Annotated in this window: 23 protein-coding genes; 12 read left to right on the forward strand and 11 right to left on the reverse strand. The window is 49.3% G+C overall.

Going from position 1 to position 23,795, the window contains the following annotated elements; genetic code table 11:
- The first annotated feature begins 203 nt into the window (after positions 1-203).
- The 6 genes from EG028_RS27255 (at position 204) to EG028_RS27280 (ending at position 5,432) form a co-directional block, all read left to right on the forward strand.
- The gene (locus EG028_RS27255) at positions 204-2,090 is read left to right on the forward strand and encodes a tetratricopeptide repeat-containing sensor histidine kinase (protein ID WP_120519453.1); all 1,887 of its coding nucleotides are present in this window, start codon (positions 204-206) and stop codon (positions 2,088-2,090) included.
- Complete coding sequence (locus EG028_RS27260) at positions 2,080-2,721, forward strand: response regulator (RefSeq protein WP_120519452.1); 642 nt, start codon at positions 2,080-2,082, stop codon at positions 2,719-2,721. Before EG028_RS27255 ends, EG028_RS27260 begins: the two co-directional genes overlap by 11 nt.
- Before the next feature lie 87 nt (positions 2,722-2,808).
- Positions 2,809-3,138, forward strand: coding sequence for a zinc-ribbon domain-containing protein (locus EG028_RS27265; protein WP_123864814.1), 330 nt, complete (start codon positions 2,809-2,811; stop codon positions 3,136-3,138).
- Positions 3,139-3,150: 12 nt separating this feature from the next.
- On the forward strand, positions 3,151-3,576 hold the full coding sequence (locus tag EG028_RS27270) for a hypothetical protein (protein WP_120519451.1): 426 nt from the start codon (positions 3,151-3,153) through the stop codon (positions 3,574-3,576).
- Positions 3,577-3,608: 32 nt separating this feature from the next.
- On the forward strand, positions 3,609-4,220 hold the full coding sequence (locus EG028_RS27275; protein ID WP_120519450.1) for an SIMPL domain-containing protein: 612 nt from the start codon (positions 3,609-3,611) through the stop codon (positions 4,218-4,220).
- Between the two features lie 126 nt (positions 4,221-4,346).
- The gene (locus tag EG028_RS27280; RefSeq protein WP_162946652.1) at positions 4,347-5,432 is read left to right on the forward strand and encodes a DUF1266 domain-containing protein; all 1,086 of its coding nucleotides are present in this window, start codon (positions 4,347-4,349) and stop codon (positions 5,430-5,432) included.
- A 23-nt stretch (positions 5,433-5,455) separates the two neighbouring features.
- Here EG028_RS27280 and EG028_RS27285 read toward each other — a convergent pair whose 3' ends face one another.
- On the reverse strand, positions 5,456-7,189 hold the full coding sequence (locus tag EG028_RS27285) for a tetratricopeptide repeat protein (RefSeq protein WP_120519448.1): 1,734 nt from the start codon (positions 7,187-7,189) through the stop codon (positions 5,456-5,458).
- A 384-nt stretch (positions 7,190-7,573) separates the two neighbouring features.
- On the opposite strand from EG028_RS27285, the gene EG028_RS27290 reads away from it, so the two are divergent.
- Both EG028_RS27290 and EG028_RS27295 read left to right on the forward strand, forming a co-directional pair.
- Positions 7,574-7,891, forward strand: a complete 318-nt coding sequence (locus EG028_RS27290; protein ID WP_123864815.1) for a hypothetical protein — start codon at positions 7,574-7,576, stop codon at positions 7,889-7,891.
- 120 nt (positions 7,892-8,011) lie between these two features.
- Positions 8,012-8,830, forward strand: coding sequence for a sialate O-acetylesterase (locus tag EG028_RS27295; protein ID WP_162946651.1), 819 nt, complete (start codon positions 8,012-8,014; stop codon positions 8,828-8,830).
- Between the two features lie 21 nt (positions 8,831-8,851).
- Here EG028_RS27295 and EG028_RS27300 read toward each other — a convergent pair whose 3' ends face one another.
- Positions 8,852-10,540, reverse strand: a complete 1,689-nt coding sequence (locus tag EG028_RS27300) for an arylsulfatase (RefSeq protein ID WP_120519445.1) — start codon at positions 10,538-10,540, stop codon at positions 8,852-8,854.
- Between the two features lie 103 nt (positions 10,541-10,643).
- Here EG028_RS27300 and EG028_RS27305 point away from each other — a divergent pair, with 103 nt between their 5' ends.
- Positions 10,644-11,063 carry an SRPBCC domain-containing protein gene (locus tag EG028_RS27305; protein WP_120519444.1) on the forward strand — a complete coding sequence of 140 codons (420 nt, stop codon included), beginning with the start codon at positions 10,644-10,646 and terminating at the stop codon, positions 11,061-11,063.
- A 2-nt stretch (positions 11,064-11,065) separates the two neighbouring features.
- Here the strand turns inward: EG028_RS27305 and EG028_RS27310 are convergent, their stop codons facing one another.
- The 6 genes from EG028_RS27310 to EG028_RS27335 form a co-directional block, all read right to left on the reverse strand.
- Positions 11,066-11,482 carry a DUF1801 domain-containing protein gene (locus tag EG028_RS27310; RefSeq protein WP_120519443.1) on the reverse strand — a complete coding sequence of 139 codons (417 nt, stop codon included), beginning with the start codon at positions 11,480-11,482 and terminating at the stop codon, positions 11,066-11,068.
- A 46-nt stretch (positions 11,483-11,528) separates the two neighbouring features.
- Positions 11,529-12,002 carry a DUF6644 family protein gene (locus EG028_RS27315; protein ID WP_206614530.1) on the reverse strand — a complete coding sequence of 158 codons (474 nt, stop codon included), beginning with the start codon at positions 12,000-12,002 and terminating at the stop codon, positions 11,529-11,531.
- A complete protein-coding gene (locus EG028_RS27320) occupies positions 12,002-12,355 on the reverse strand; it encodes a DUF6152 family protein (protein ID WP_120519442.1) in 354 nt (117 codons plus the stop codon). Before EG028_RS27320 ends, EG028_RS27315 begins: the two co-directional genes overlap by 1 nt.
- Positions 12,356-12,512: 157 nt before the next feature.
- Entirely contained in the window at positions 12,513-14,858 is a 2,346-nt protein-coding gene (locus tag EG028_RS27325) for a TonB-dependent receptor (RefSeq protein ID WP_162946650.1), read from the reverse strand.
- Between the two features lie 170 nt (positions 14,859-15,028).
- Positions 15,029-15,745, reverse strand: coding sequence for a siderophore-interacting protein (locus EG028_RS27330; protein ID WP_120519440.1), 717 nt, complete (start codon positions 15,743-15,745; stop codon positions 15,029-15,031).
- 88 nt (positions 15,746-15,833) lie between these two features.
- Complete coding sequence (locus EG028_RS27335; protein ID WP_120519439.1) at positions 15,834-16,691, reverse strand: helix-turn-helix domain-containing protein; 858 nt, start codon at positions 16,689-16,691, stop codon at positions 15,834-15,836.
- A gap of 111 nt (positions 16,692-16,802) precedes the next feature.
- Between EG028_RS27335 and EG028_RS27340 the strand changes: the two genes are divergently transcribed.
- Positions 16,803-17,063 carry a hypothetical protein gene (locus EG028_RS27340; RefSeq protein ID WP_120519438.1) on the forward strand — a complete coding sequence of 87 codons (261 nt, stop codon included), beginning with the start codon at positions 16,803-16,805 and terminating at the stop codon, positions 17,061-17,063.
- Between the two features lie 78 nt (positions 17,064-17,141).
- On the opposite strand, the gene EG028_RS27345 is transcribed toward EG028_RS27340, so the two are convergent.
- The gene (locus tag EG028_RS27345) at positions 17,142-18,038 is read right to left on the reverse strand and encodes a class I SAM-dependent methyltransferase (protein WP_120519437.1); all 897 of its coding nucleotides are present in this window, start codon (positions 18,036-18,038) and stop codon (positions 17,142-17,144) included.
- A 186-nt stretch (positions 18,039-18,224) separates the two neighbouring features.
- On the opposite strand from EG028_RS27345, the gene EG028_RS27350 reads away from it, so the two are divergent.
- Together EG028_RS27350 and EG028_RS27355 are read left to right on the forward strand one after the other, a co-directional pair.
- On the forward strand, positions 18,225-19,724 hold the full coding sequence (locus EG028_RS27350) for a flavin-containing monooxygenase (protein WP_120519436.1): 1,500 nt from the start codon (positions 18,225-18,227) through the stop codon (positions 19,722-19,724).
- Positions 19,724-21,964 carry an ATP-binding protein gene (locus EG028_RS27355; protein WP_120519435.1) on the forward strand — a complete coding sequence of 747 codons (2,241 nt, stop codon included), beginning with the start codon at positions 19,724-19,726 and terminating at the stop codon, positions 21,962-21,964. The genes EG028_RS27350 and EG028_RS27355 overlap by 1 nt, the downstream gene beginning before the upstream one ends.
- Here the strand turns inward: EG028_RS27355 and EG028_RS27360 are convergent.
- Both EG028_RS27360 and EG028_RS27365 read right to left on the reverse strand, forming a co-directional pair.
- Positions 21,942-22,700: a LytR/AlgR family response regulator transcription factor gene (locus EG028_RS27360; protein ID WP_120519434.1), complete on the reverse strand. Its 759-nt coding sequence runs from the start codon at positions 22,698-22,700 to the stop codon at positions 21,942-21,944. The two genes, EG028_RS27355 and EG028_RS27360, sit on opposite strands and share 23 nt — an antisense overlap.
- 40 nt (positions 22,701-22,740) lie before the next feature.
- Positions 22,741-23,490, reverse strand: a complete 750-nt coding sequence (locus EG028_RS27365; protein WP_120519433.1) for a sensor histidine kinase — start codon at positions 23,488-23,490, stop codon at positions 22,741-22,743.
- Positions 23,491-23,795 lie beyond the last annotated feature (305 nt).

Genomic DNA, 23,795 nt, shown 5'->3' on the forward strand with positions numbered 1-23,795 from the left:
CGTATTAACCGTTGCTTTTGTCCCAACGTGAAGCCTGGTTAAACCTCTGCACCATTCGTTCACGGCAACAATTTCTCCCCCATGTCGTTCATAATGAATTGTTTAATTATTACCTTTCATAAATAAAATAAAACATAACCCCGTTGTTACGGATGATCTGAGATCAACCCAACAACGATTAAAGAAAAACCCAATAAATGTGAATGAGTAAAAGTCTGCTGTTTTTCATATGTATGCTGATGGTTTCTCTTTCCTGCCTGGCGCAAAACCAGGAAAGCTTTGTGGGGTTTGGTAAACTTCCTGTTTATACCCCCGATTCCCTGTTGCAGCAACTGAAACATGCCGGCGATATTAAAGAGAAAATGTTGGCCGCACAGCCCTTAATTGCGTTCCATGCCACCCATGGCACCACTGATTCGGTGATCTTTTATGCACAACAGATGGTGGATGCATTAAACAATAGTACTGTTAAGTCCGGCGACAAACACCTTTATCAATCCGCACTTTTTCAAACTTTGGCGAAGGCTTATAGTGAACAAGGGTTGCAAGATGAAGCTTTGCGCTATTACCTGGAGGGCATACGGCTTGCAGAAATACTAGGCAATACCGCGGCTATCAACGAAAATAAACTGGGCATCGCCAATGTATATTTTGCCCGGAATGAATATAACAAAGCTATTGAGGCATACAACGATCTGCTGAAAACCACACAGGATGAGCAACTGATACATACTGCCTATGAACGGTTAAGTGTGATCTACCTGGAGAAAAATGATCTGATCAGGGCAAAACAGTATGCTGAAAAGGCGCTTCTATTCTTCCGGCAGCAACATCAGCTAAAAAACGAACTTCAAACAAAACTGACGCTGGGTATTATAGCCGAACTGGATCAGCATACGGAAGAAGCATTTTCCATTTACAATGAAGTGATAAAAAATGCACAGGCCCAGCAGTTTTTTGACATATACATTAACGCCGGGCAAAGACTGGGAGATCTCCTTATTAAAAAGAAGGAATATGAAAATGCCAAAGGACTTCTCTCCATGGTGTATGCAAATGCCATGCAATGGAACGATCTGAAAGCGCAACTGAAAGTGCTGAATAGCCTCCGTACCCTGCACGCTTCCACGGGCGACTATAAAAATGCCTATGCACTAATGACCCAGTATATGGGTGTTTCCAGGGAAGTATTAAACCGGCAGAATAAAAAAGAGATCAATGAACTGGAAATTAAATACCAGACTGTTCAGAAAGAAAAAGAGATACTAAACAAGGAAAATGAACTGCAGCAACAAAAAACCATAAAGTATGGCCTGCTAATAGGGTTCCTGGTGATCCTCCTGCCTGTTATCGGCTTGCTGTATCTGTATTATCAAAAGCTACAGGCGCAAAGCAAGCTTAATACGGCAATGGATGAAATGAATCAGCAAAAAATCACGGCGCTGTTAAAGGATAAAGAACTGGCGTTGCTGAAAGCCTCTGTAAGCGGGCAGGAAAAAGAGCGAAAACGGATAGCGGAAGAATTGCATGACAGTATTGGCGGCAACCTCGCCGCCATTAAGCTCCGGCTTTCCAGCCAGCACAATGTGAACGGGTTAAAAGAGCTGATGCTACAGGTGGACGAAACCTACCACCAGGTCCGTGATCTTTCCCATGATCTCATTCCGCAGAAGTTTACCAATACAGGGTTCACCGAACTGATCTCGGGTTATCTCAGGCAATTTGATATCCCGGGGAACGCTAAAATATCTTTTCAGGCTTATCCCAGGGAAGAAATAGACCTTATTGGCACTACGCTAAAAGTGGAGATATATAAAATAATACAGGAACTGATCACCAATTCCCAAAAACATAGCCTGGCATCGAAAGTGGAGATACAACTGACAAAGATGGATGGCCTGGTGAAACTGCTGTTTGAAGATAATGGCCGGGGCTTTTCTGTAGAAACCACCAAACATGGCATTGGCTTCCAGAATATACGGGAGCGGTTAAAGTTATTCGATGGGGTACTTTCCATTGATTCATTCCCGTCGAAAGGCACAGTAATAGATATTGAAATACCATTAAAACCGGAATGGCATGAAGCATAATATTATCCTGGCTGACGATCACAAATTGTTTTTAGAAGGTCTCATCAGGTTAATAGAGAAGGAGGAAGACCTGCATGTTCTGTATTATGCGCACAATGGCAAACTGGTGATGAACTACCTTGATCAGCATCCGGAAGAACAGGTGGATCTTGTAATCACAGACATCAGCATGCCGGATGTGGATGGCATTACCCTTAATAATCACATTAAAGAAAAAAGGCCGGAAATCAGCACATTAGTCGTGAGCATGCATACCGACAATAACATGATTGATGCCCTTGTTCAGCATGATGTAGATGGATTTTTATCAAAAAATGCAGATTCAGACGAATTGCTTACAGCGATCAAAATGATCCTGAAAGGCGAAAAATATTTTTCAGAAGCCGTTAAACAGGGGTATCTTAAAAGTGTTTTCTCAAAAGAAAAAGAAACCCTTGAAATGTTAACCTCCCGCGAAAGGGATGTGCTAAAACTAATTGCAGAAGAATATACTACCCAGGAAATTGCCGATAAACTTTTTTTAAGCAAACACACCATTGAAAGCTACCGCAAAACCCTTATCCTGAAATTAAAAGTGCGTAACCTGGCAGGGCTCACCAGGTATGCCGTAAAGCTAGGCCTGCTCAGCTAACCCCCTGAAAACAGGGTAGTGATTTTCACTGAAAACGATGTTGTTACCCCTATCGTCCGGGTCTACCTTTGTTTCAAACAAAACGGTATGATAGTTTTTGGAATAAGGGAAAAGAAAATCGACCTGGAGCCTGTTCTTGAGCACTCCTGCAATCATTGTTCAGTCAGGGAGAGCCTGCTCATCCAAATCAACTGTATCTACTTCCATGTGTTCTGGATACCAGTGTTCCCCGTTTATAAAAAAACATACAGTATCTGCAGTCATTGCCGTAAGGTGCTTACGGGTGGTGAAATGCCCCCGGACCTCAATGCCACGGCAAACGAACTTAAAAAGGAGGCAAAGTACCCCTGGTACGTGTTCACCGGTTCCTGCCTGGCCCTCCTCCTTCTCATCATTGCATTTTTCATTTCAAAATAAAAACTAATCATCATGATCTACGGAATTACATTGATCTTATTAAGCATCATTGCTGTACCCTCTCTGATCTTATCAAGAAAACCCAACGCAAAGGAACTGCTGGAAAAAGTAGCGCCTTACCAGGGATGGATAGGCATTATTTTTTGCTTTTGGGGGATCTGGGGCCTGGTAACAGGTGTTTTAAACATGGGCTGGCTTACATCCGCCCCGGTTTGGTGGGTAACATTAATGGCTGGCAGCCTGGTAGAAGCCTGCTTAGGTTTTTTACTCGGGTTCCCCCTCATCACCAAATTCTTTCTCTCTAAAAATGAAAAAGCCCGGGAAAAAGCGGTACAAATAAGAGCGAAAATTGCGCCGAAACAGGGCCAACTGGGCATACTGGGCATCATTGTAGGCGCATGGATGATCGTAGCCTCCTTAATCTTTACGATAGCGTAAGAAAAAAATTCCGGCAACTTAAAAATAAAACCATGAAAAAAATATTACTGGCCGCAATGGTATTGCTTGCGGCATCGAACAGTTATTCCCAGGAAAAGGAAACCTCCATAGAAGTAAGGGGCGTTGCCAAATTAGACAGGGAAGTTGAATCTTACTACATAGATTTTGCCATAGCAGAGGAGTATGGAGAAACAGAAGGGAGGAAACCTTTCGAAGACTTAAAGAAAGCCTTTTTTGCCAAAGCCAAAGCGGCCGGTTTGGAGGAAAGCCGGTTTAAAGAAGATAAAATGGCTTACCAGGCGCTGCAATATTATAGGGAGGGCACTTTATATACCTTCGAAACCCGCACCAAAGAAGAGTTGCTCAAGGCAACCAGGCTGGCCAACGGGGGCGGCGTTGTTACTATTGCAGGCTCAAGATTAAAGTTCAAACCTGTTAAAGATGATGAAAAACTTTATGATGCTGCATTTAGTGTCTGTAAAGAAAAAGCCGCCAGCCTTGCAAAGGCGCTCAATAAAAAACTGGGAGCTGTTCTTACCGTTACGGACTACACCTCTCCTGAATTAGTATCTGAAGAAAACTTCTACTATAAACCGGCTACAGACCAATACTACTATCTATCAGTCAAATTTGCGATAGAGTAGTACCGGCATACGGCAGGTTTGCTGAAAAATAAATAACGCCTTTCATCCATTGTTAACAACCCGTTTATTTTAATGGGCATCCGGTCCTTTTTCTTCTTACGTTTGTAGTTAAATAAAATGCCGCAAATGAGCACATTCATTCAAAACCACCCCGGTGAGCAGGATGCAAAGCCGAAAGGCAATCCCAATCATAATAATCAGGGACTGCTCTATGTGACATTACTTCTTCTGTGCATTCCGCTGGGGATAACCATCCCCGTTCTAAAAAGGCTGACAACCATTGGCAAAATAGAGAACTGGACAATGTATGGCATTATAGCCGTTTTGAGCCTGCTTACTATCGCCATGATCATCCTGGTGACAAAAAGGATGATGTTTAAAAATACCGCTGAGCAAAAAAAGTACTACCGGCTGGCCGGGGGGCTCACCTGGTTGCCACAGGAAAAAAGAGAAGCGCTGCAACTGGAAGCCCCATCCTGTTATCATACCGGCAGCTGGGTGGAAACGCTGGAATATTGGCCTGCTGAAATACGGATGCCCCGAAAAACACGGTTTACTACTTTTCAAATAGTCACTAAAGAAGACCGGCTGGCTGCCAACGACGAGGCCTGGAAGGTACTTTCTGAGAAAACATATAACGAGCGGATAGACCAGCTTTTTGCAGGTATGCACAGCAGGCTCTTTGCGTCGGATAAACAGCTAATGACGGACCAAACGAGAAATGCCATGATCTCCCGCCTGGAAGAACTGACGCAGCTCCCCGAACGTTATATTACCTCCTGCTGGGAACCACAAGGCAGCAATCCAGCAATATTGGTCTGGGCATTTGACCTCCAACGCATAATTGAACTTTCCAGGACCTCTTTTATGGCCGGCCTCATTACAGAACAAAAAGCCTGGGAGCAAATACTCAAAGCCGCCGATTATATCCATGCCCTTTTTGATGAGCCAGATGCTTTTTTTAACAATTACCGCATTGGGCATGCCTATTGGAGCAACGACTTTAAACAAACCAATGAAATGGCACAAATACAAAAGGCATACAATAATAATTGCAAATGGTCCATAAAAGACGTAAGCTGGACCCGAAAGGACCATAACATCTTACCGGATGTGATCCTGAACGGGTGTAAAGATTACGTGGAAGAAGAAATCAAAAAAAATGCCCCCAATTCAATTGGTTTTCAACCAGGAAATAATGACAATAATTAATGTTGGCGTTACGCCCAAACCCGCTAATCAGTAATTCCCGAAGAAGAACTAATTTTCACATCGGCATATTTCCACGCTTCATCAAAAGCAACACGCGCCTTCTGCGCTTCATCCTTTTTGTTTTGCATCGTCAAAGCATTGGATAAGCCTATTAAGGCCCAGCCATTCTTCCGCCAGGTCTGCAGGTCCCGGCGATATACCTCCTCCGCTTCTTTATATTTCCCGGCTTTGAGCAACACCGCTCCCAGGTGATGCCTGACCGAGAAAAACCAATCCGGCGGCTCGTTGTAATTGAGATTATCTTCCATGACCACTGCTTCCCGCAGCATGGAAACAGCCTGATCTGTTTTCCCCTGCTGCAACGCTATTCCCGCGGACAGCACCTTTGAGGCAATTTGTACAAGATCGGCGGTGGTGTTAATATTCCAAATGGTAAGGTCTTGAAGAATAGTGTCCGCGGCTAATAAACCCAGGCTGTCCATTTCTTTTTGTGCATCCGCAATATCATGTTTCCCTAAAAATGCCATTCCTTTTGCGTAATGCCAGATTGCCCGGGGATACACGAGGTCTTTTCCCGGAGCGGGAAGAGCGGCAATAGTATCCCACATCGATAGTTTTACCGCTATGTAATACGGAATGGTATAATAGTGTTGTAATGTACCCCAGCCCGGCATCCGCATAATTTCTTCGGATGTATGCTCCTGTAATTTTTTTGCGGACTCCCAGGCCAATGCCGAATTACCTTCCAATGTTGCCGTCGCGGCCAGGAAATGATAGTTGTGCGGGAAATATGCCAGGGGATATGCACCCTGCGCGTGGCAGGCGGTCGTATAAACACTGTCTTCCTCCACCGCACGGATATTGGAGAGCGAACCAAGGTGATAATCCCCGGTATTGATATAAATATGCGAAGACATATGCAGCAGATGGCCGGCGCCAGGCACCAGTGTATCCAGCACCCTCGCACTTGTTATTGCTTTCTCAGGAGTGGCGGAAGCCTCCAGCGCATGTATGTAAAAATGATGCGCCCCCGGATGTTTCGGATGTTCCTTCATGAGGCGCTCCAATATTTCGACCAGTCCCGGCGTCCATGCTTTCGGAGCTTTTGTCTTTTTGTCGTACAGATCCCAGGGGTGCAGATCCATTAAAGCTTCCGCGTATAACGCTCCTATATCGGGATCGGAAGGATACTGCGCGTATACCTTTTTCATCGCGGCAGCATAGGCAACGTCCAGGGAACTGCGGTCTGCCGGCGGCTGTTGGGCATACCGGGCAGTTAATGCCCCGATCAGCGCAATTTCTTTGGGCGTACATTTAGCCGAAAGCGATTGTGCTTTCGCAGCCGCTACGTAGGCACGTTCAAAATTATCCTCTTCCATACCGCCATTGTAGTTCGGGCCCAGCACATACGCAAAGCCCCAATAAGCCATGGCGCAGGTGGAATCCAGGCGTGTTGCTTCAAAAAACGACCTTGCCGCTTCAGCATGATTAAAACCGTAGGAAAACATCATGCCCTGGTTAAAATACACCTGCGCTTCTTTAACGGAAGTTGAAATGTTAAAATCAATACCCCCCAGCCCTTCAAATAACGGGGCCTTTTTACCGGAGGTATACCAGTCTTTATCGGACGTGCGCGGGATAGCGCAACCGACGGACTGAGAAATTTTATCGGGCAGCTGGTTACTTTTCGACCCGCTGCGGCTACCGCATGCAAAAAAGAAAAAGACCGGGATAAGTGCGAGGTTGATCTGTCTCATAAAAAATAGATTTGCGAACCTGGGGTTATTTTGGAATTGACGATACATTCATAAGTATATGTCACCTGTTCTCTACTGCTCATAAGTTTGTCGGGGCATCCGGCGGGGCTGGTCCGGAAGGCAATCTTCACGCTGCTCCTAATTTACAAATATTCCGTTTATGTCAGAGATTCCGGGGCCTAAATCCAGCGAAATAATCGTAACTGGTTGTAAATAAACACCTATTGTTCTTCTTTTTAACCCGGGAACCATCCGGAATAAGGCTTCAAAAAATACTTTGCAAGAAGATATATTTTCATTTAACTTTGTATCTCAAAGTACTTTTAATCTATTCAAGCTGTTCAGCAAAAGCATTCTTACCACTTTAATTTAAACTGTACTGGTATGAAAATTTCAAGGATAAAATTTGTTCTCCTCTTCGTCATCCTGGCATTTGTTTTTCTCTTTGCCACCACCTCACTACTGGATCAGCCGCCTGAATCCCTCGTGGGATCGGGATCACAGGCAGCGTGGAAATCCACTGTATCCACCATCCTATCCCCCATCAAAATCATCCTGGTCGGTCCGCTATTGCCTTTTATTAATTTTTTGCGCCAGGACCCGGATACGCCGCCGCCATTCTTTCTTGTTGGTTTTGCCTGTTATTGGACCGTTCTGGCACTGGCCATTCATTACCTGGCCCGTAAAATAAAACACGCTTAGGTAGAAAATATCCACATGGCCTCTCCGGGCTATTTTGCAGATTCCTGGAAAATCCTCCCCCTGTTTATTATTTTTATAGGCCGGAAATTTCAACATTACGGATAAGCCATGTTTCTACCGATGAAAAGAATACCCTTACGATACCTCGTGCTGACCCTGCTGCTGTCAGCCGCAAATATCCTCTATGCCCAGCAGTCATCCGTATTCCCAAAGAACAGGGAAAAGGCGGTGATCAAAGTGCCCGCTAAAAAATTTCACCTGTACCTGCTGGCCGGTCAATCCAACATGGCCGGCAGAGGGATCGTAGCGCCGCAGGATACAGTTGGCGACCCGCGCATACTGGCCTTGAACAGGGACGGGGAATGGGAAATCGCCAAAGATCCGGTACACTTCGATAAAACCGCGGCTGGCGTTGGCCCCGGTTTAAGTTTCGCCCGTGAAATGATCAAACACGATCCTGATATTGTCATCGGGCTGATACCCTGCGCCGCGGGCGGCTCCGGCATGGATCACTGGCTGAATGACCATTTCTGGGAGCAGACCCGCTCCTATCCCTGGAACAATGCCATTGTTCGTACGCGGCTGGCGATGAAAGACGGCGTATTAAAAGGCGTTCTCTGGCACCAGGGCGAAGCTGACACCGCACCGGAAAAAGCCGCCGCTTACAGCAACAACCTTGTACAGCTCGTGACTAAATTCCGCCAGGCGTTCCACACGCCGGACCTGCCGTTTGTGGCCGGAGAACTGCCTGATTTTAATAAAGGATCGGCTGCTGTGAATCCCACCATTTATGACGCCGCGAAATCCTTGTCCTTTTTCACAGTAGTTTCCGGGAAAGGTTTTACACCTCTTGCGGATGGCGTTCATATTGACGCGGCCTCCCAACGTATGTTCGGCAAAAGATATGCGGAAGCGATGGGATCGCTGAGAAAAAAATAATACCCGGATAAGATCGATATCCTACTTCCCGTTTTTGGGCGGCTGCTTTGGTAATACACGGTTTTCCAATGCCCATTGCCGCCATCTTGTTTCGAGGTCTTTCACGACTCCGGGATATTTTGCGGCAAGATCATTCAACTCCGTTTCGTCGTCATAGATCCTGTACAGCCGCCAACTGGTGTCCCTGCTCAGTGATACCAGCTTCCATTCACGGGAGCGGGCATAACGGCCGTTCATATGTTCGTTAAACAGGTATTCACGCCCTTCGCCATTTTTCCCTTTAAAAGCCGGTACCAGGCTCTGGCCCTGCATCGGCAGTATCTTATTTCCTTTGTACGTAACAGGATAAACAGCGCCAGACAGCTCGGTGAACGTGGCCATAAAATCCATTACATGCCCTACCTGCGGGGCAATTGTCCCTATGTTTTTTATTCCTTCCGGCCAGAAGGCGATCATGGGAGTGCGTACACCGCCCTCATACGATTCCATTTTGGCGTATTGATACGGCGTATTGGCCACATTGGCCCATCTCTCGCCAATGGAAGCAAAGGTGGTCTGCGGCCCCGGCATCACTTTTTTATCCGTCGGATAAATGATGTCCCTGCCGTCCCGCGTTTCGCCGGGGCGGTCAAAACCTTTGCCGTAACGGGAACAATCCTCGGGGCTGGCGCCGTTGTCGCTAAGGAAAAGAATGAGCGTGTTATTCAATTCCCCGGTTTCTTTCAGCGTGGAAATGATCCTTCCTATACCCTGGTCCATGCAGTCCACCATGGAGGCATGCACAGCCATGGCGTGTGCGTCCCATTCTTTATCCGGATTGTTTTCCCAGGCCAGCGCATTTTTTATCCGTGGGGACAGTGCCGCTTTCGCGGGATCGATCAGGCCGGACTTTGCAAGTTTCTCATACCGTGCTTTCCTGATAGCGTCCCAGCCGGCTTTGTAAGTGTCTTTGTATTTTTCGATATCCGTCGGTTTGGCCTGCAAAGGCCAGTGAGGCGCATTGTGGGCTACATAGATAAAAAACGGCTGTCCCCCTTTGCTGAACTCCCGGATGTACTTCGCCGCGGAATCGTTGATGGCATCGGTGTGATAATAATTGCCCGGGACCTGTTTTACCGGCTCCGTGCCGCTCACCAGGCTGAAAGGATCAAAAAAATCAATGACGCCCCAGATCGTTCCGAAATACTTTTCAAATCCCCTGTTCACCGGGTATTGCTCTACCGGTGAAAAAAACGGGCGGTCTGTTTTATGATTCAGCCAATCCAGCTGCGCCTTCGGCGTCGGTTCTTCGATGGTGTTGGACACATGCCATTTGCCGGACATCGCCGTGCGGTAGCCGGCATCTTTCAGCACTTCCGCGATCGTCACCACATCCCGGCCCAGTGCGCCGCGGTAGCCCGCCATATGCCTGTCCGCAGTCATATCGCCAATGCCGGCATTATGATTGTCCATGCCGGTGAGCAGAGCAGCCCTTGTCGGGCAGCAGCGCGAAGTATTATAAAACCGACTGAACCTTACTCCCCGCGAAGCGAGATAATCCAGGTTGGGTGTATTGATCTCTCCGCCATAACAGCCCAGGTCCGAATAACCGAGGTCATCCGCCATGATAAGAATGATATTAGGCTTTTTGGCAGCCTGCGAAGAGGCGTCTTCACATAAGAAAAGCAGGCCCGTAAAAAGAAGGCCAATGAAAAGCAGACGGGTAAACATATTTCAATATAATATAAATTCCTTATCATTTTGGCACAAAAACCCCTTCATAAAGGAACAGCCGCCCCGCATCCATCTGCATCATTCCCGTTACATTTGTTTTATGGAAAAACAGGCAATCACCGTGGAGATCTTTATCGATGCCCCGGTAGAAAAAGTATGGCGGCTGTGGAACGAGCCCAGGCACATTATTCAATGGAACCAGCCTTCAACCGACTGGCATACCACGCATGTGGAAAACGACGCGGTGACCGACGGGAAATTCCTCTTCGTCATGAAAGCAAAAGATGGCAGCGGGGGATTTGATTTTGGAGGAGTGTATGATGAAGTGGCCATACACCGGACAATGAGCTATACGCTTTCCGACGGGAGAAAAACGACCAACCGCTTCACTGAAACAGCAGGCGGCACCACCATTACAGAAACTTTTGAGCCGGAGCGGAAAACACCGTTGAATGAGCAGGAGCGTTTCTGCGCGTCGGTGCTGGAGACTTTTAAAAAATATGCCGAAACCTCGCAGTAGGATTATTTCTCTACCTGTTTCAGCCATTCCTTCAACACGGCCTGGAGGTCTTTCTTTTTGATCTGCACTTCGTCTATGGCTGAGAACTTCGCCATCCTTCTGCCGTCCGGGTATTTCCCTTCCAGGAAGCCTGTTTTATCGTTCACCACGGCGCCCGTGGGAAATACCAGCAGGACCGTATCTTTTTTATGCAGGTTAAACACGACGATATCCCTTTTGTATTCTTTTGCATCAAACTCCTTCATCTCTCCCTTGTAATAAAAGCTGGGCGAGTTCCACTTCACCTGCTCCCCGATCTCCGTATCTGTTGCCAATACAATTTCCCTCAGCGCTTCCACCACATCTTTTAAAGGGTGATCGAGTTTGCCGAGATAATCTGCGACTTGTTCTTCGGAGGCGGGTTTATTGTTTTTTGCCATGTCAGAATTTGGTTTGAGTAAACCAGGGGTAAAATAAGGAACATTTTTAATATGCCAACAGGCGCCCGCAGGCAATAATGGCCGTCCATAATACGAGGGAAAGCACAGCTATCACTTTTGTGACCGGCGGAAGGCCTGTACCGTTTTCGCCGGTGGGCCTGAAAACGCGGAACAGCAATGCATTGCCGGCCGCAAGTACCAGCAGGATCATTTTTGCCCAGAATACAGGATCATACCCGAGTGTAGCAGCATTGGTGATAAACAACAATATACCTGAAGGCACCACCAGCCACAGCCCTCTTACGGACCAGGTCAGCAAATGGCGCCCCAGCCCCGCTATGGGGAGGTGTTTTGAGAAACCCAGCAAACGAAGGTCAAACATCAATGCCGGCCCTACCAGCAAAACAATCCCGGTAATGTGCACGATCTCAAGGAAAGGGTAAAGCCAGGCAGATTGCCGGATGGCGGCCGCGGGCACGGATTGTTCCAGGGCCTGCAGCCAGTCGGCCACTTCCATCATCAACGCAGCTCGTATTTGGTGCCGTTGATGAAGATCCTTTCCGCGCGCATTTCATCTTTTATTTCCTTGTGAGGATACCCCACCACGCGCAGAGAGCTTCCTTTTTTGATCATCTCCGCGGTCACCCCACGCGCGCTCATACGGGTCACGGGCGCCAGTATCACCGTCCAGGTCTTTTTGTCCTGGGTCACTTTTATGACGGAATGCGGGTTTTCGTAAACAGATGACTGGATAGTACCGGTGTAGTCAAGTGTTTTGGTCTGGTCGTAGTTTGCCCATCCATGGTGGAACGGCGTGAAGGAAACGCAAAGCAGGAAAAGCAGGAGCGTGAAGATATTTTTTAGTAAAGTCATACAGCGAGTATTTAATGATTACTAATAAATTCCCATCTTCCTAAATATACCAAATTTTTACGCGCCTGTTTTGTTATTCTGTTCCCCGGCTGTTCAACAGCCATGGATCAAAAAAAAGCACCGGAAAACCGGCGCTTTTTATAATGAATGGTTGGTTTCAGAAACGGAAAGTAACCGTACCCGTCACCCGTCGGGGCATCTGCGGTGTACCGTATATGTTCCAGTAACGTTTGTCGGTAATGTTGTCCATGCTCAATGCAAGCCGGTACCTGGGCTGGTTATAAAAAAGGTTTGCGTTAAAAACGGTAAACCCGGGGATCACGAGGTTGTTGTCGTCCGTTGCGAAATATTCATCGCTGTAAACGGCCCCCGCGCCAATGCCCAGGCCCCTGGCGGCGGATTGTTGCAAGGTGTAGCTCACCCAGATATTACCTGAATTGAGCGGAGTGCCAAAGGGCCGTTTGCCTTCTTTGCCTGCCGCGTCTTTTTTGAACTTGCTGCTGTTATACCCATAACCGGCCACAATATTCAGTCCTGCCGCGGGGCTGGCGATAATGTCCACGTCCACGCCTTTGCTTTCCTGTGTGCCATCCTGTACGGAAATATTGGGATTGGCGGGGCTGGGACGCACTTTGTCTTTTACCTGTATGTCATAATAACTGATGGTAGAGCTCAGCTTGCCGTTCACCAGGTCTATCTTTACGCCGCCTTCCATCTGGTTCGCCCTTTCAGGTTTGAATACATTGCCGGTAATGTCGGGCGCCACATATTTTATGCCCTGCATATAATTGGCGAATACGGTCATCTTGTCTTTCAGCACCTGGTAAGTGATGCCCACCTTAGGGGCAAAGGCGCCTTCATCAGGACCGGGTGATCCTGCCGGCGCACCCCGGTATTGATAACCTCCGTCTTTGTAATGATCGTACCGCAGGCTCAGCAGGATGTTCAGCCGGTCGTTGAAACTGATCACATCGGAGATATATGCGGCATATGCATCCTGCTTGAAGTCCGCTTCGTAATATGTATCGCTGTAAGCCTGTGAAGCGCGGATCGCCTTTACGGGGAACAGCGGGTAAGAATCCTTGTAATTGAATTTATCGAGGGGGCCGAGGAAATAACCGGTGGCAACCGTTTTGATATGCTGATAATCCAGGCCTGCCAGCACTTTGTTCTTTACGCTTCCGATCATGAATTCACCGGTCAGGTTCGGCTGGATATCGATGCTGTTGTATTCCCAGTAAAAGTCGTAGAGATCGCGCACGAGCGTGTCGGGCGCACCCAGCGTGAGACCGATGGTGCCGCTGTTAAAATTAAAATCCGCGTAAGCGATGTTTGTGCTGAGTGTCCAGTTTCTGCCCAGCTTGTAGTTCAGCTGCCCGAAGATGTTGTAAGTGGTGCTGGGCGGATAATCGGCGCGGTTGGTGCCATATGTTTTAAAATAATCCAGCGGCACTTTGTCGTAGCGGTCGAAACCAGCGGCAAACGCGCTGTATACGGGGTAAGATGTCAGGGCCGGCCTGTTTACGCTGCTGAGCTCCACATCCACCAGGATCTCAAAACGGTCGTTCACCTGGTAGCTCAGGCTGGGCGCCAGCATCAGGGAGCGGTTGTATCCATTGTCCTGGAAACTGCCCTGGCGGCTGGCCCCGGCATTTACGCGAAGCAACGCGGTCTGGTCTTCATTCAAAGGTGTATTAAAATCCGCCGTGAGCCTGCTGAGCCCGAAAGACCCGATACTCAGGCCGGCTTCACCCATGTGGCGTTTTAAGGGTTTTTTGGTCACCTTGTTGATAAGCCCGCCATAACTGATACCCTGGGAGCCGTACAATGTACCGGAGGGGCCTTTGATGGCTTCCAGCCGCTCAATATTCTGCACGTCCGTAGCAATAAGGTTCATGAAATAAATGCCGTTACGGATATAGGGCGTTGCGGTAAACCCGCGCATCAGCACTTCCGAGATGCCCTGGTAACTTTCGGTGCTCAGCGCGATGCCGGGGATAGAGCGGACGGCGGTCTGGTAATCCTGCACATTTTTTTCGAGCAGCAGCTCTTTCGTGGCTACGCTGTAGGATTGAGGGTTCTCGAGGTTCTTCAGGTCCATGCGGGACACGTAAGCGGAATGTTTATCGGCAATACGGTTACGCTGGTCCGTTACGGTTACTTCTTTCAGCTGTGTTTGCGAAACCTCCAGCTGGATGCTCACATTCACCGTCATATCATTTTCCACGGTCACTTCGCGGATCACGGTTTCGTAACCCAGCAACGAAATGCGGATGCGGCGGACGCCGGAAGGAACATTTTTGATCAGGAAATTCCCCTTGTCGTTGGAGATGGCGTTTTTTCGAAGGCCTTCCACCTCAACGGCCACTGATGCGGCCGGCTGCCCGTCTGAAGTAGTGATCTTACCGGAGATGTTGCCGGTATTGCCGGCGCCGTCTTCGGCATATGCTGCGATGCTGAGTGCTCCCAGTAAATAAACCAGGAAAAAGAGGTGCTTTGTCATATAGGTAAGTTTAGCGAACCAGCCTTCAAACAAGCACCCTACATACATCCTCAACATCCTTTCCACGGCGCCCGTATCGGGCTATTTATCCGGAGCGCTAAATTCGGTAACAAAGCCAGGAGGGATTTACGGAAGCGGGAAAAAGATTTACGCGATGCGGAAAAATCGCATTACAGCCCGCGTTTGCCTGGTGACCAATATGCTTGTGTCACCATCTGGCTATTCTTCACGCCACGGTCTTTTAATATCTTCCGGAACACCTGGATGGAATAAGCATTGCCGGTGAGATAAAACGCCGCATCGCTCCCCTGTACGAGGAACTTGTCCACGGCGGATTCCAGCGCAGTTTCCTTATATCCGCTCCGTTTGTCTGCCAAAGCGGCATCCAGCCCCAGCAGCCCTGGCACGGTATAATTTTCTTCTTCCAGTTCCAATGCACCCCAATACGGCTGATTATTTTCCTCCGCCGCCCGTTTTAAAGCCACGGCTGTGCCCAGCGAGGTTTCATCCCCAAAAAAGAAATGACGGGAAACATCGGGGCGGTACATTTTTTTGCCGCGGGGTATGACCATTTTTACACGGTCACCGGGCTGCAGCTGATCTGCAAAATTGCTGCCGGGGCCATTTCCGTGGAGGTGAACGACAACATCGCAGATACCGTTGACCCTGTCGAAATACAGGGGCGTGTAGTCGCGGTAATCCATATTGCTGACGCGGAAAGAAACGGCGTAACCGGGGAAATATTCGGCGGCGCCAAGATCGCCTTCCAGCCGGAGGCGCTTCACGCGCGGACTGAGATAGTCCGCAGCGGTAACATTCAGCGCCAGGAATTTTGAGGCCATGAGGGTTTCCATGGCATCGCCTATCCATTTGGGCATATGTGCCATTACAAACTGTTTTTAGTAAAAAAATACTGCTGCAAAACAACGCTTAAACCGCGTGGCGGGCAATGGGGGAATAACAGGAAAGATTGGACTATTTGCGGCAATCTTTCCGGAAAGCCAGCGGGGATATGCCGGCGGATTTAGTAAAAACACGGTTGAAGTAGGTGTGATCTTCAAAACCAAGATCGTCCGCAATCTGCTTCACCGTATTGTCCGTATAAAACAATAAACGTTTTGCCTCCATCATGATCTCTTCCTGTATCCAATAACTGACGGGGAAGCCGGTTACTTCTTTCACGGCTTCGTTCAGATAAGAGGCGGAGATATTCAACGCGCTGGCATAAGCCGAAGGCCGCTTCAGCTCACGGTAACTATGCGCCAGCAGCGATCTGAACTGCCGGGTGATGATAGCGGCCCGTTGAGAGGAACCATTGTTGCCCGCTCCTTTCGCCGCGAAAGCCCCGGCAAATATGCCCAACAGGGCATCCAGCAGGGAGCGGCTTACCTGGTAGCGGAAGCTGGTATCATTATCCTGCTCAAGGCTCTCCTTCAACATACCAAAACATTGCTGCAACATCGCGGAGGCATCGGGAGGAACCGACAAAGGGCTGCTGATCGTACCATGCCCTTCGAATACAGCGCGGTAAACATCGCCCACCAGTGAAGCATCCACAGCCGCAAACCACAGTTCCGCATCCAGCGCACCGATCCCGTAATGCACCTGGCCGGGTAAAATAAAATAGGCGCCGCTGCCATTGGCTTCCACTTCCCTGAAATCCACCATCATCCGGCTATTACCCGAAACCTGGAAAATGAAGATCCAGTGATCGTCGCGATGAGCGTCGAGGAGGAAGGAATCCTTTTTCAGGTCAATTCCCCCCATCCGCTTCACCTGCACGCCCAGCGGGCTGCTCATTGCATGTACCGGTATGGTGTTCTTTTTTGCCATGAATTCCGGCAAAGATACATCATAACAGCACTGTGGTCACCCGGCAGTGTAAAACACTAACTTCAATCATCATTTTGATTAACCCGATTCTTCATCCAAAAAATTAGTTCTATGAAAAAGGTAAGATTCCCCCTGGTGGCCATTGCCATCGCGCTCGGCATTGGCAGCGCAGTTGCTTCTTCATCCAAAGCCCCCTGCGATTCGCAGGCCCAGTACTACAGAAGCTCCAACGGCGTTTTTTATCCGGCCGGCGAAATAGGCGTGGATTACGTTTGCCAATGGGATCATTTCACCGTTTGCACTTATTATTACGACGCGGCCAGCGGCCAGTACAAACCCTGCAAATACGGTAAATTATTATGGCTGCGTTAATATCAGCCTCTACAGCACAAAAGGTTGCAGGCTTCAGAAGCCCGCAACCTTTTTTCATTCACCTGTTTGCTGTATCCCTCAGACCCTCACATGCAGGAACAGGTTTACTCCTTCCTCTTCCTGTCTGACACTTACAGCCCCGTGGCCGGCGCCGGCTTCAAGGGCCATGGTTATTAATTCCTCAGCGGACCGGTGGTGCAGGTACCACTCCCCGATCAGTTCCATATAGTTGCGGGTGGGATTGTGATCCCCGAAATTGCCGATGATCACTTCCCCGCCGGGTTTCGTCCAGCTCATGAACTTCTGCAGTAACCTGGTGAACACCTGGTCCTCGAAATAATCGAACAGCCCCGCGCTCCATACGATATCAAACTGCTCATCGGTATTGAACCGGAATATGTTTTTGTGCACAAAATTTATCTGCCCCGCGTTTTGTTCATTCAGCTCCTTTGCGAAATTGATGGCATGTTCGTCCGCTTCCACACAAACGGTTTGCAGCAGTGCGGGATCAATGCAGGCGTATGCTTCCGCGAGGTCCCGGGCGGGGCCGCTCGCCACGTTCAGCAGGCGCAGGGGTGTTTTGCGTTCCAGCATTTCGCGGATGGTGCGGATAAAATAACTTTTCCGGTTACGCACAGCTTTGCAGGCGGGCTGCTCATGCCAGAACTGGTCCCATTTTTCATAGCGCTCGTCCGCCGTTACCTGCTGGCGGTATATTTTATCGATGATAAGAAAATCGCCGGCATAACCGAATGGTTTGCTGCGGCAGTGGCCGAGGATGGTTTTCATACTGTCATCCTCTTCACAGAAACCAGATTGCAGAACGGCCAGTTCATCCTGGCTCAGGCTGCCGGATCTATAGGCGGTGGTGATGTCTGCAAATACCTGGTGTAAAGTTTCATACTGGCGGGTTTCCGGGCCGCCGTTTGCAATTACTTCCTGTAGGAAAGCCAGAGGCTCTTTACTGCGTGTCATTGGGGTTATGTTTTAAATTGTTCGCGGAATTGTGTTTGATGGTGTAAAGATGCGGCAGGAAGGGGCCTGGTGAACCAAGCAATTAACGGAAACAGGAATTGGGTTAACCAAAATGCCGCATACATTAATTCACACAGCGGGTGCATAGGCCGGGAAAGTACTTTTACAGCATAAACCCCACCCACTATGAAACATATCGGTATTATCGGCGCCGGCCTCAGCGGTCTTGCCACAGCAAAAGCCTTCATCCGCGAAGGATTTCATGTCACTGTCATCGAAAAAGCCACCTCCGTTGGCGGCGTTTGGGAAAAAAGCAGGAGTTATCACGGTGTGGCCACACAAACGACCCGGGATGAATATGCTTTCTCCGATTTCCCTATGCCCTCTGATTATCCATTATGGCCTTCCGGCGCGCAGGTGCAGCAATACCTGGCGGACTACGCCCATCACTTCGGCATTATGTCCACGATCCGTTTTAACACGGCCGTTACCGGCCTGCGGTATGAGCAGGGCAACTGGGAAATGGATATTTATGATGCAGGAGAAGACTATACGGATACCTTACGTTTTCATTTCGTGGCCATCTGTACCGGCACTTTTCACAAACCTTATATCCCGGCTTTCAAAGGCATGGAAACTTTCACCGGCCAGGTACTGCACACCAGCCAGGTAGCCGATGCAACGATCTTAAAAGACAAATCCGTAGCCGTGGTAGGATTTGCCAAATCCGCGACTGACATCGCCACGCTGGCCGCGGACGCTGCCAAAGACTGCCAGCTGCTGTTCCGCAAAGCGCAATGGAAAGTGCCCCGTTATTTCGGTAACCTGGTCAATATGCGTTACCTGCTGTTCTCCCGTTTCTCCGAAGCATTTTTTGACGCGCCTTATAAAACAGGTTTCCAGAAATTCCTGCACACCGTAGGCAAACCTATGGTATGGGCGCAATGGCGCGGGCTGGAGCTGCTGCTAAAAAAACAGTTCAAACTGAAAGCCTGCGGCATGGTGCCGGCACACCGCATCGAAGACCAGATCAGCTGCAGCCTTGGCGTAGCGCCGGAAGGGTTTTATGAAAAAGTAAAATGTGGCGCCATCAGGGCCCGGCAAACGGAGATCGATCATTTTGAAGGCGGCAAGGTATTCCTGGAAAACGGCGCGGTGCTCACGCCGGACCTGGTGATATGCGGAACGGGTTTCACACAATCCATGCCCTTCCTGGAAGAGCCGTACAAAAACAAGATCGTTGGTGAAGACGGCGGTTTCCGGCTTTTCCGCAATATCCTGAACCCGGATGTGCCGCAGCTGGGATTTGTAGGGTTCAACTCCAGCCTGTTCACCACCCTCACATCCGAAATCGCCGCAAACTGGTTGGTAAGATATGTACAGGGAACGTTGCAACTGCCTGGCAAAGAAGATATTCAAAAAGATATCGATTATATGGCCCAATGGCGCAAAACCAGCCGGCCCATTTCCTCGGAGTTCAGCGGCACCTGCATTGCACCGTTCAACTTCATGCACCTCGACATGCTTATGAAAGATATGGGGCTGAAGACCAGGGCTACACGCTGGCTGCCCTATGAATTTTTCAAGCCGATCAACCCGAAAGATTATCGTATTTTGCTGCAAGCCTCTATCCGGAAGGCGCCCCAACAGATCCCGGTGTATCAGCCGGCAGAAATCATCCAGTAATGAAAAACGCTAAAAAACCAGCAGCATCAGCTTCCCATGTGCCTTCGGTAAAAGTGCCGCCAGAAATGGAAGGCCTTTTCAGGAAAGCGGAAGAAAATGTAAGGGAATATTTCTCGAATATGCGCCTCAACCCCTCTGAAGGCACGATCGAGATCAACAACGAAAGATATGTGCTCATCAGGGCCTCCGCGCTGTCTAAAGATTTCCTGGACAGTATCCTCAGCCTGTACTCGGACCGTGGGGAAAACGAAGCATTCAGCATCGGCCGCAATTTCCTGTTCGACATCTCTCATGCCCTCGGCATGAACGATGCCAAGGCTTTTCACGCCAAGATGCATGTAACCGATCCGCTATCCAAACTCTCAGCCGGCCCCGTGCATTTTGCCTATACCGGCTGGGCGTTTGTGGACATCCTTGCGGAAAGCAACCCCACGCCCGACGATGATTTTTACCTGATATATCATCATCCTTTTTCCTTTGAAGCAGACGCCTGGGTTCGCTCAGGCGCTGCATCGCGCTTTCCGGTATGTATCATGAGCACCGGTTATTCCTCCGGCTGGTGCGAAGAAAGTTTCGGCATCCCGCTCACCGCCGTGGAAGTGAGCTGCCGCGCCCAGGGCGATGAACAATGCACCTTTATCATGAGCCCCCCGCACCGCATCGAGGAACATATTCAGCACTTCGCGAAAACGCACCGCAAACACCAGGTCAAAAAAGCGCCGCCCGAGATCCCTACTTTCTTTTTACGGAAAACGGTGGAGGAACAAATGGAAAAGGCGCGTATACTGGCGGAAGAATCTTCCCGGGCTAAGTCCGACTTTGTGGCGAATATGAGCCACGAGCTGCGCACCCCGCTCACGGCCATTCTCGGCTTTACGGAGCTGATGAAAAAAACGAAATTGTCCGCCCGGCAGACTGAATATCTCGATGCCATCTGCGCCAGCGGCAGCAACCTGCTGAGTACCATCAACGACATCATGGACCTCAGCAAACTGGATGCGCGCAAGATCAGTTTTGAATCAGCCCCGGTAGTGCTGCCGGAACTATTACAGTCCATCGAGCTGATGCTTGCTTCCAAGCTGCGGCACAAACAACTGATGTATACCTGCGATACGGACAAAGCCCTGCAAAAACCGCTGCTGGCAGACAGTGCGCGGCTCACCCAGATCCTGCTCAATATCATCGGCAACGCGATCAAGTTTACGGACAAAGGCGGCATCACCATCACCGCCGAAACGGAAGAAGAAACCACGCAGGGCATGCAGGTGAAAATTACGATCAGGGATACCGGCATCGGCATTGCCCCGGCTAAACAACAAACCATCTTTGAAAGATTCACCCAGGCCGATACGGCCATTTCCCGCAAATACGGCGGCTCAGGCCTCGGGCTGGCCATCACCCGGGAACTGGTGGAGCTGATGGGCGGGACCATTTCCCTCAGCAGTAAAATAAACAAAGGCTCCGAATTCACCGTGCGCCTGCCTTTCGCGAAAGCCGGCAAACGCGGCAAAACCAAACAGGCCGCGGCACAGGTAGTGCATGGCAATGGCATGCATGTGCTGGTAGTGGAAGACAATGTGCTGAACCAGAAAATGACCCGTATTATGCTGGCTAATAATGGTTTTACGGTCAGCGGGGCAAACAGCGGCACCAAAGCTATTTCCGTCCTGAAAAAAGAAAAGGCGGACCTGATCCTGATGGACCTGCAGATCCCCGGCATGGACGGTTACCTCACCACCCGCAAGATCAGGGAAGAACTGAAGATGGATATGCCGATCATTGCCATCACGGCCCATGCTTTCAACGGTGAAAGGGAAAAATGCCTGGAAGCGGGTATGAACGACTACCTGCCCAAACCCTTCCGCGAACAGGAGCTGCTGGCCGTGATCTCGAACTATCAGCAGGTATCGGTGATAGACCTCGGATTTTTAAAAGAACAAACCCGCCACAACATTCCTTTCATCAAAGACATGATCCGCACCTTTGTGCGCCAGGCGCCTAAAGACCTGGAAGCTTTGCAGAAAGCCGTGAAACAGAAAAACGGGGAGCAGGTGTATAAAATAGCGCATACACTCAGCACATCGGTGAGTTTCTTTGGGCTGAAAACGCATATAGGAGAAGCGCTTTCGCAGATGCAAAAAACAAAACACGCGGAGCCGGAGCAGTTGGAAATGGTAAAGCGGGTATGCAACCAGGCAATATCGGAGCTGCGGAACCTTAAACCGTCCGCTTTGTCATAAGTGCCATAAACTCATCTTTCTTTTTTGGGGAAATAGCCACCATGGCGCCGTCGCTCATTACGGCATAACCGCCGTCCGTGCGTACCCAGCGTTTTACGTCCTTCAGGTTGATCATATTGGAGTTATGGATGCGGAAAAATCCGTGCTCCTGCAATGACATTTCATATTCCTTCAGGTTTTTGCTCACCATGATCTGGCGCCCGTCTTTCAGGTAAAAGATGGTGTAAGGGCCTTTGGCTTCCAGTCGGATGATGCCGGACAGCGGGATGAAGTCCACCCCTTCGGACGTGGACAGGCTGATGCAAAAGTCTTCCCCGGCAGGTTTGTTGAGATTTTTCAACAGCAGGTCCAGCCGGTTGTCCGGCATTGGGCCTTCCATTTGTTTAACGGCCTTGTTCACCGCGGTTTCCAGCTCATCAAGATTGATGGGTTTGAGCAGGTAATCTACCGCGCTGAATTTAATCGCTTGTATGGCGTAATGGTCGAATGCGGTGGTGAAGATCACGTGGAAGTCATGATGCCCGGCCTGCTGCAGTACATCGAAGCCGGTGCCGGTCTGCATTTCTATATCCAGGAAGATCAACTGCGGGGAATGGGCGCTGATGCGCTGGAGCGCTTCTTCCACATTGGATGCCACGGCCACCAGCTCCAGCTGCGGGCAATATTCGCGCACCATATTGGAAAGGAAATCCCTGCTCAGCGTTTCATCCTCCACAATTAAAGCCTTGAATTTCATACTAGGGTTTTGAGGTGATAACAATATAAGGAAATTTCGTTTAGCGGATAGTGATCACAGCCCTGTTCAGCCGCCCGTTCCCGGTCGTTACGGCGCTGCGCTGCTCCAGCTGTATCTGCCGCAGGTTCAGCGCGTTGAATTGCTCAATCCGGTGATTGAACAACACAGCCCGTTCGTCCATACCCGGTGAAAATGCCCCGCTGACGCCATTGTCCGTCACTTCCAGTTCCAGGCTGCCGCCTTTTGAGCGGAGGGCTACGGATATTTTCCCTTTCTCTTCTTTGCCCAGGTGCAGCACCCCTTTGTACAATGCTTCTTCCAGCAGGCCATGCGTGAGGAACGGCGGAATGTCTTCCAGGCACAGCGCTTCCGGCAGGTCGATATTATATTCAAAACGATCCGGGAAACGGAACTGCTCCAGCACCAGGTAATCTTTGATCAGGTCCGCTTCGTCCTGCAAATGAATGGAGACCTCATCGCCATAGTGGATCATTTTGCGGAGGAAGGCGGAAAAACGGCTGATGTATTGCAGCGAAGTCTTCCGGTCGTCCATACTAATGAAATACTGTATGGAATTGAGGGAATTGAACAGGAAGTGCGGGTTGAGCCTTGCCTGCAATATCTTCATTTTCAACAAGCTGGTCATATTGGATAGTTGCTCCCGCTGGTGCTGCATTTGCCTTTCCTGGCCGGCCAGCCTGGCGGCCAGTTCGTTTTTTTCCTGGTATAGGCGGTAGCCCCATACGGCTGCGACAATCCCTATGATACCTGTTATCCATCCTAAGATCATAACCTCTCCTCTGCTTTGGGGGTAAAGTTGGCAAAATAACGGCAGTAAGGCAGGGATGACTTAACGGATACCGGGTTTGACTTAACGGAAAGGGAGTCTCGCTACATGAAGTGCCCCGGTTTTCATGATCCACATAGATTTAGATATGGAGAGGAGTGCTCCAGGCTGGCGCAAAATACGTCATCCTATGTTTGTAGTGGCTATAAAATAGGAAGAACTTAGTTTTATGTAAAAAAAACAGAAGAGGAAAAAGGAATCAGATTATTTGTCGTCATTGGTCAAAAGACCGTTCGCAATGCTAATCC

The organism is Chitinophaga barathri (assembly GCF_003807585.1).
Classification (GTDB): Bacteria; Bacteroidota; Bacteroidia; order Chitinophagales; family Chitinophagaceae; genus Chitinophaga; species Chitinophaga barathri.

Bases quoted from the DNA above. Each gene is read 5' to 3' on its own strand.
- EG028_RS27270 (WP_120519451.1), top strand. From the start codon at position 3,151: ATGATCTACGGAATTACATTGATCTTATTAAGCATCATTGCTGTACCC.
- EG028_RS27265 (WP_123864814.1), top strand. From the start codon at position 2,809: ATGATAGTTTTTGGAATAAGGGAAAAGAAAATCGACCTGGAGCCTGTT.
- EG028_RS27345 (WP_120519437.1), bottom strand. From the start codon at position 18,038: ATGACACGCAGTAAAGAGCCTCTGGCTTTCCTACAGGAAGTAATTGCA.
- EG028_RS27310 (WP_120519443.1), bottom strand. From the start codon at position 11,482: ATGGCAAAAAACAATAAACCCGCCTCCGAAGAACAAGTCGCAGATTAT.
- EG028_RS27330 (WP_120519440.1), bottom strand. From the start codon at position 15,745: ATGGCACATATGCCCAAATGGATAGGCGATGCCATGGAAACCCTCATG.
- EG028_RS27320 (WP_120519442.1), bottom strand. From the start codon at position 12,355: ATGACTTTACTAAAAAATATCTTCACGCTCCTGCTTTTCCTGCTTTGC.
- EG028_RS27300 (WP_120519445.1), bottom strand. From the start codon at position 10,540: ATGTTTACCCGTCTGCTTTTCATTGGCCTTCTTTTTACGGGCCTGCTT.
- EG028_RS27295 (WP_162946651.1), top strand. From the start codon at position 8,012: ATGAAAAGAATACCCTTACGATACCTCGTGCTGACCCTGCTGCTGTCA.
- EG028_RS27350 (WP_120519436.1), top strand. From the start codon at position 18,225: ATGAAACATATCGGTATTATCGGCGCCGGCCTCAGCGGTCTTGCCACA.
- EG028_RS27255 (WP_120519453.1), top strand. From the start codon at position 204: ATGAGTAAAAGTCTGCTGTTTTTCATATGTATGCTGATGGTTTCTCTT.
- EG028_RS27335 (WP_120519439.1), bottom strand. From the start codon at position 16,691: ATGGCAAAAAAGAACACCATACCGGTACATGCAATGAGCAGCCCGCTG.
- EG028_RS27280 (WP_162946652.1), top strand. From the start codon at position 4,347: ATGAGCACATTCATTCAAAACCACCCCGGTGAGCAGGATGCAAAGCCG.
- EG028_RS27360 (WP_120519434.1), bottom strand. From the start codon at position 22,700: ATGAAATTCAAGGCTTTAATTGTGGAGGATGAAACGCTGAGCAGGGAT.
- EG028_RS27305 (WP_120519444.1), top strand. From the start codon at position 10,644: ATGGAAAAACAGGCAATCACCGTGGAGATCTTTATCGATGCCCCGGTA.
- EG028_RS27355 (WP_120519435.1), top strand. From the start codon at position 19,724: ATGAAAAACGCTAAAAAACCAGCAGCATCAGCTTCCCATGTGCCTTCG.
- EG028_RS27260 (WP_120519452.1), top strand. From the start codon at position 2,080: ATGAAGCATAATATTATCCTGGCTGACGATCACAAATTGTTTTTAGAA.
- EG028_RS27365 (WP_120519433.1), bottom strand. From the start codon at position 23,490: ATGATCTTAGGATGGATAACAGGTATCATAGGGATTGTCGCAGCCGTA.
- EG028_RS27290 (WP_123864815.1), top strand. From the start codon at position 7,574: ATGAAAATTTCAAGGATAAAATTTGTTCTCCTCTTCGTCATCCTGGCA.
- EG028_RS27340 (WP_120519438.1), top strand. From the start codon at position 16,803: ATGAAAAAGGTAAGATTCCCCCTGGTGGCCATTGCCATCGCGCTCGGC.
- EG028_RS27315 (WP_206614530.1), bottom strand. From the start codon at position 12,002: ATGATGGAAGTGGCCGACTGGCTGCAGGCCCTGGAACAATCCGTGCCC.
- EG028_RS27275 (WP_120519450.1), top strand. From the start codon at position 3,609: ATGAAAAAAATATTACTGGCCGCAATGGTATTGCTTGCGGCATCGAAC.
- EG028_RS27325 (WP_162946650.1), bottom strand. From the start codon at position 14,858: ATGACAAAGCACCTCTTTTTCCTGGTTTATTTACTGGGAGCACTCAGC.
- EG028_RS27285 (WP_120519448.1), bottom strand. From the start codon at position 7,189: ATGAGACAGATCAACCTCGCACTTATCCCGGTCTTTTTCTTTTTTGCA.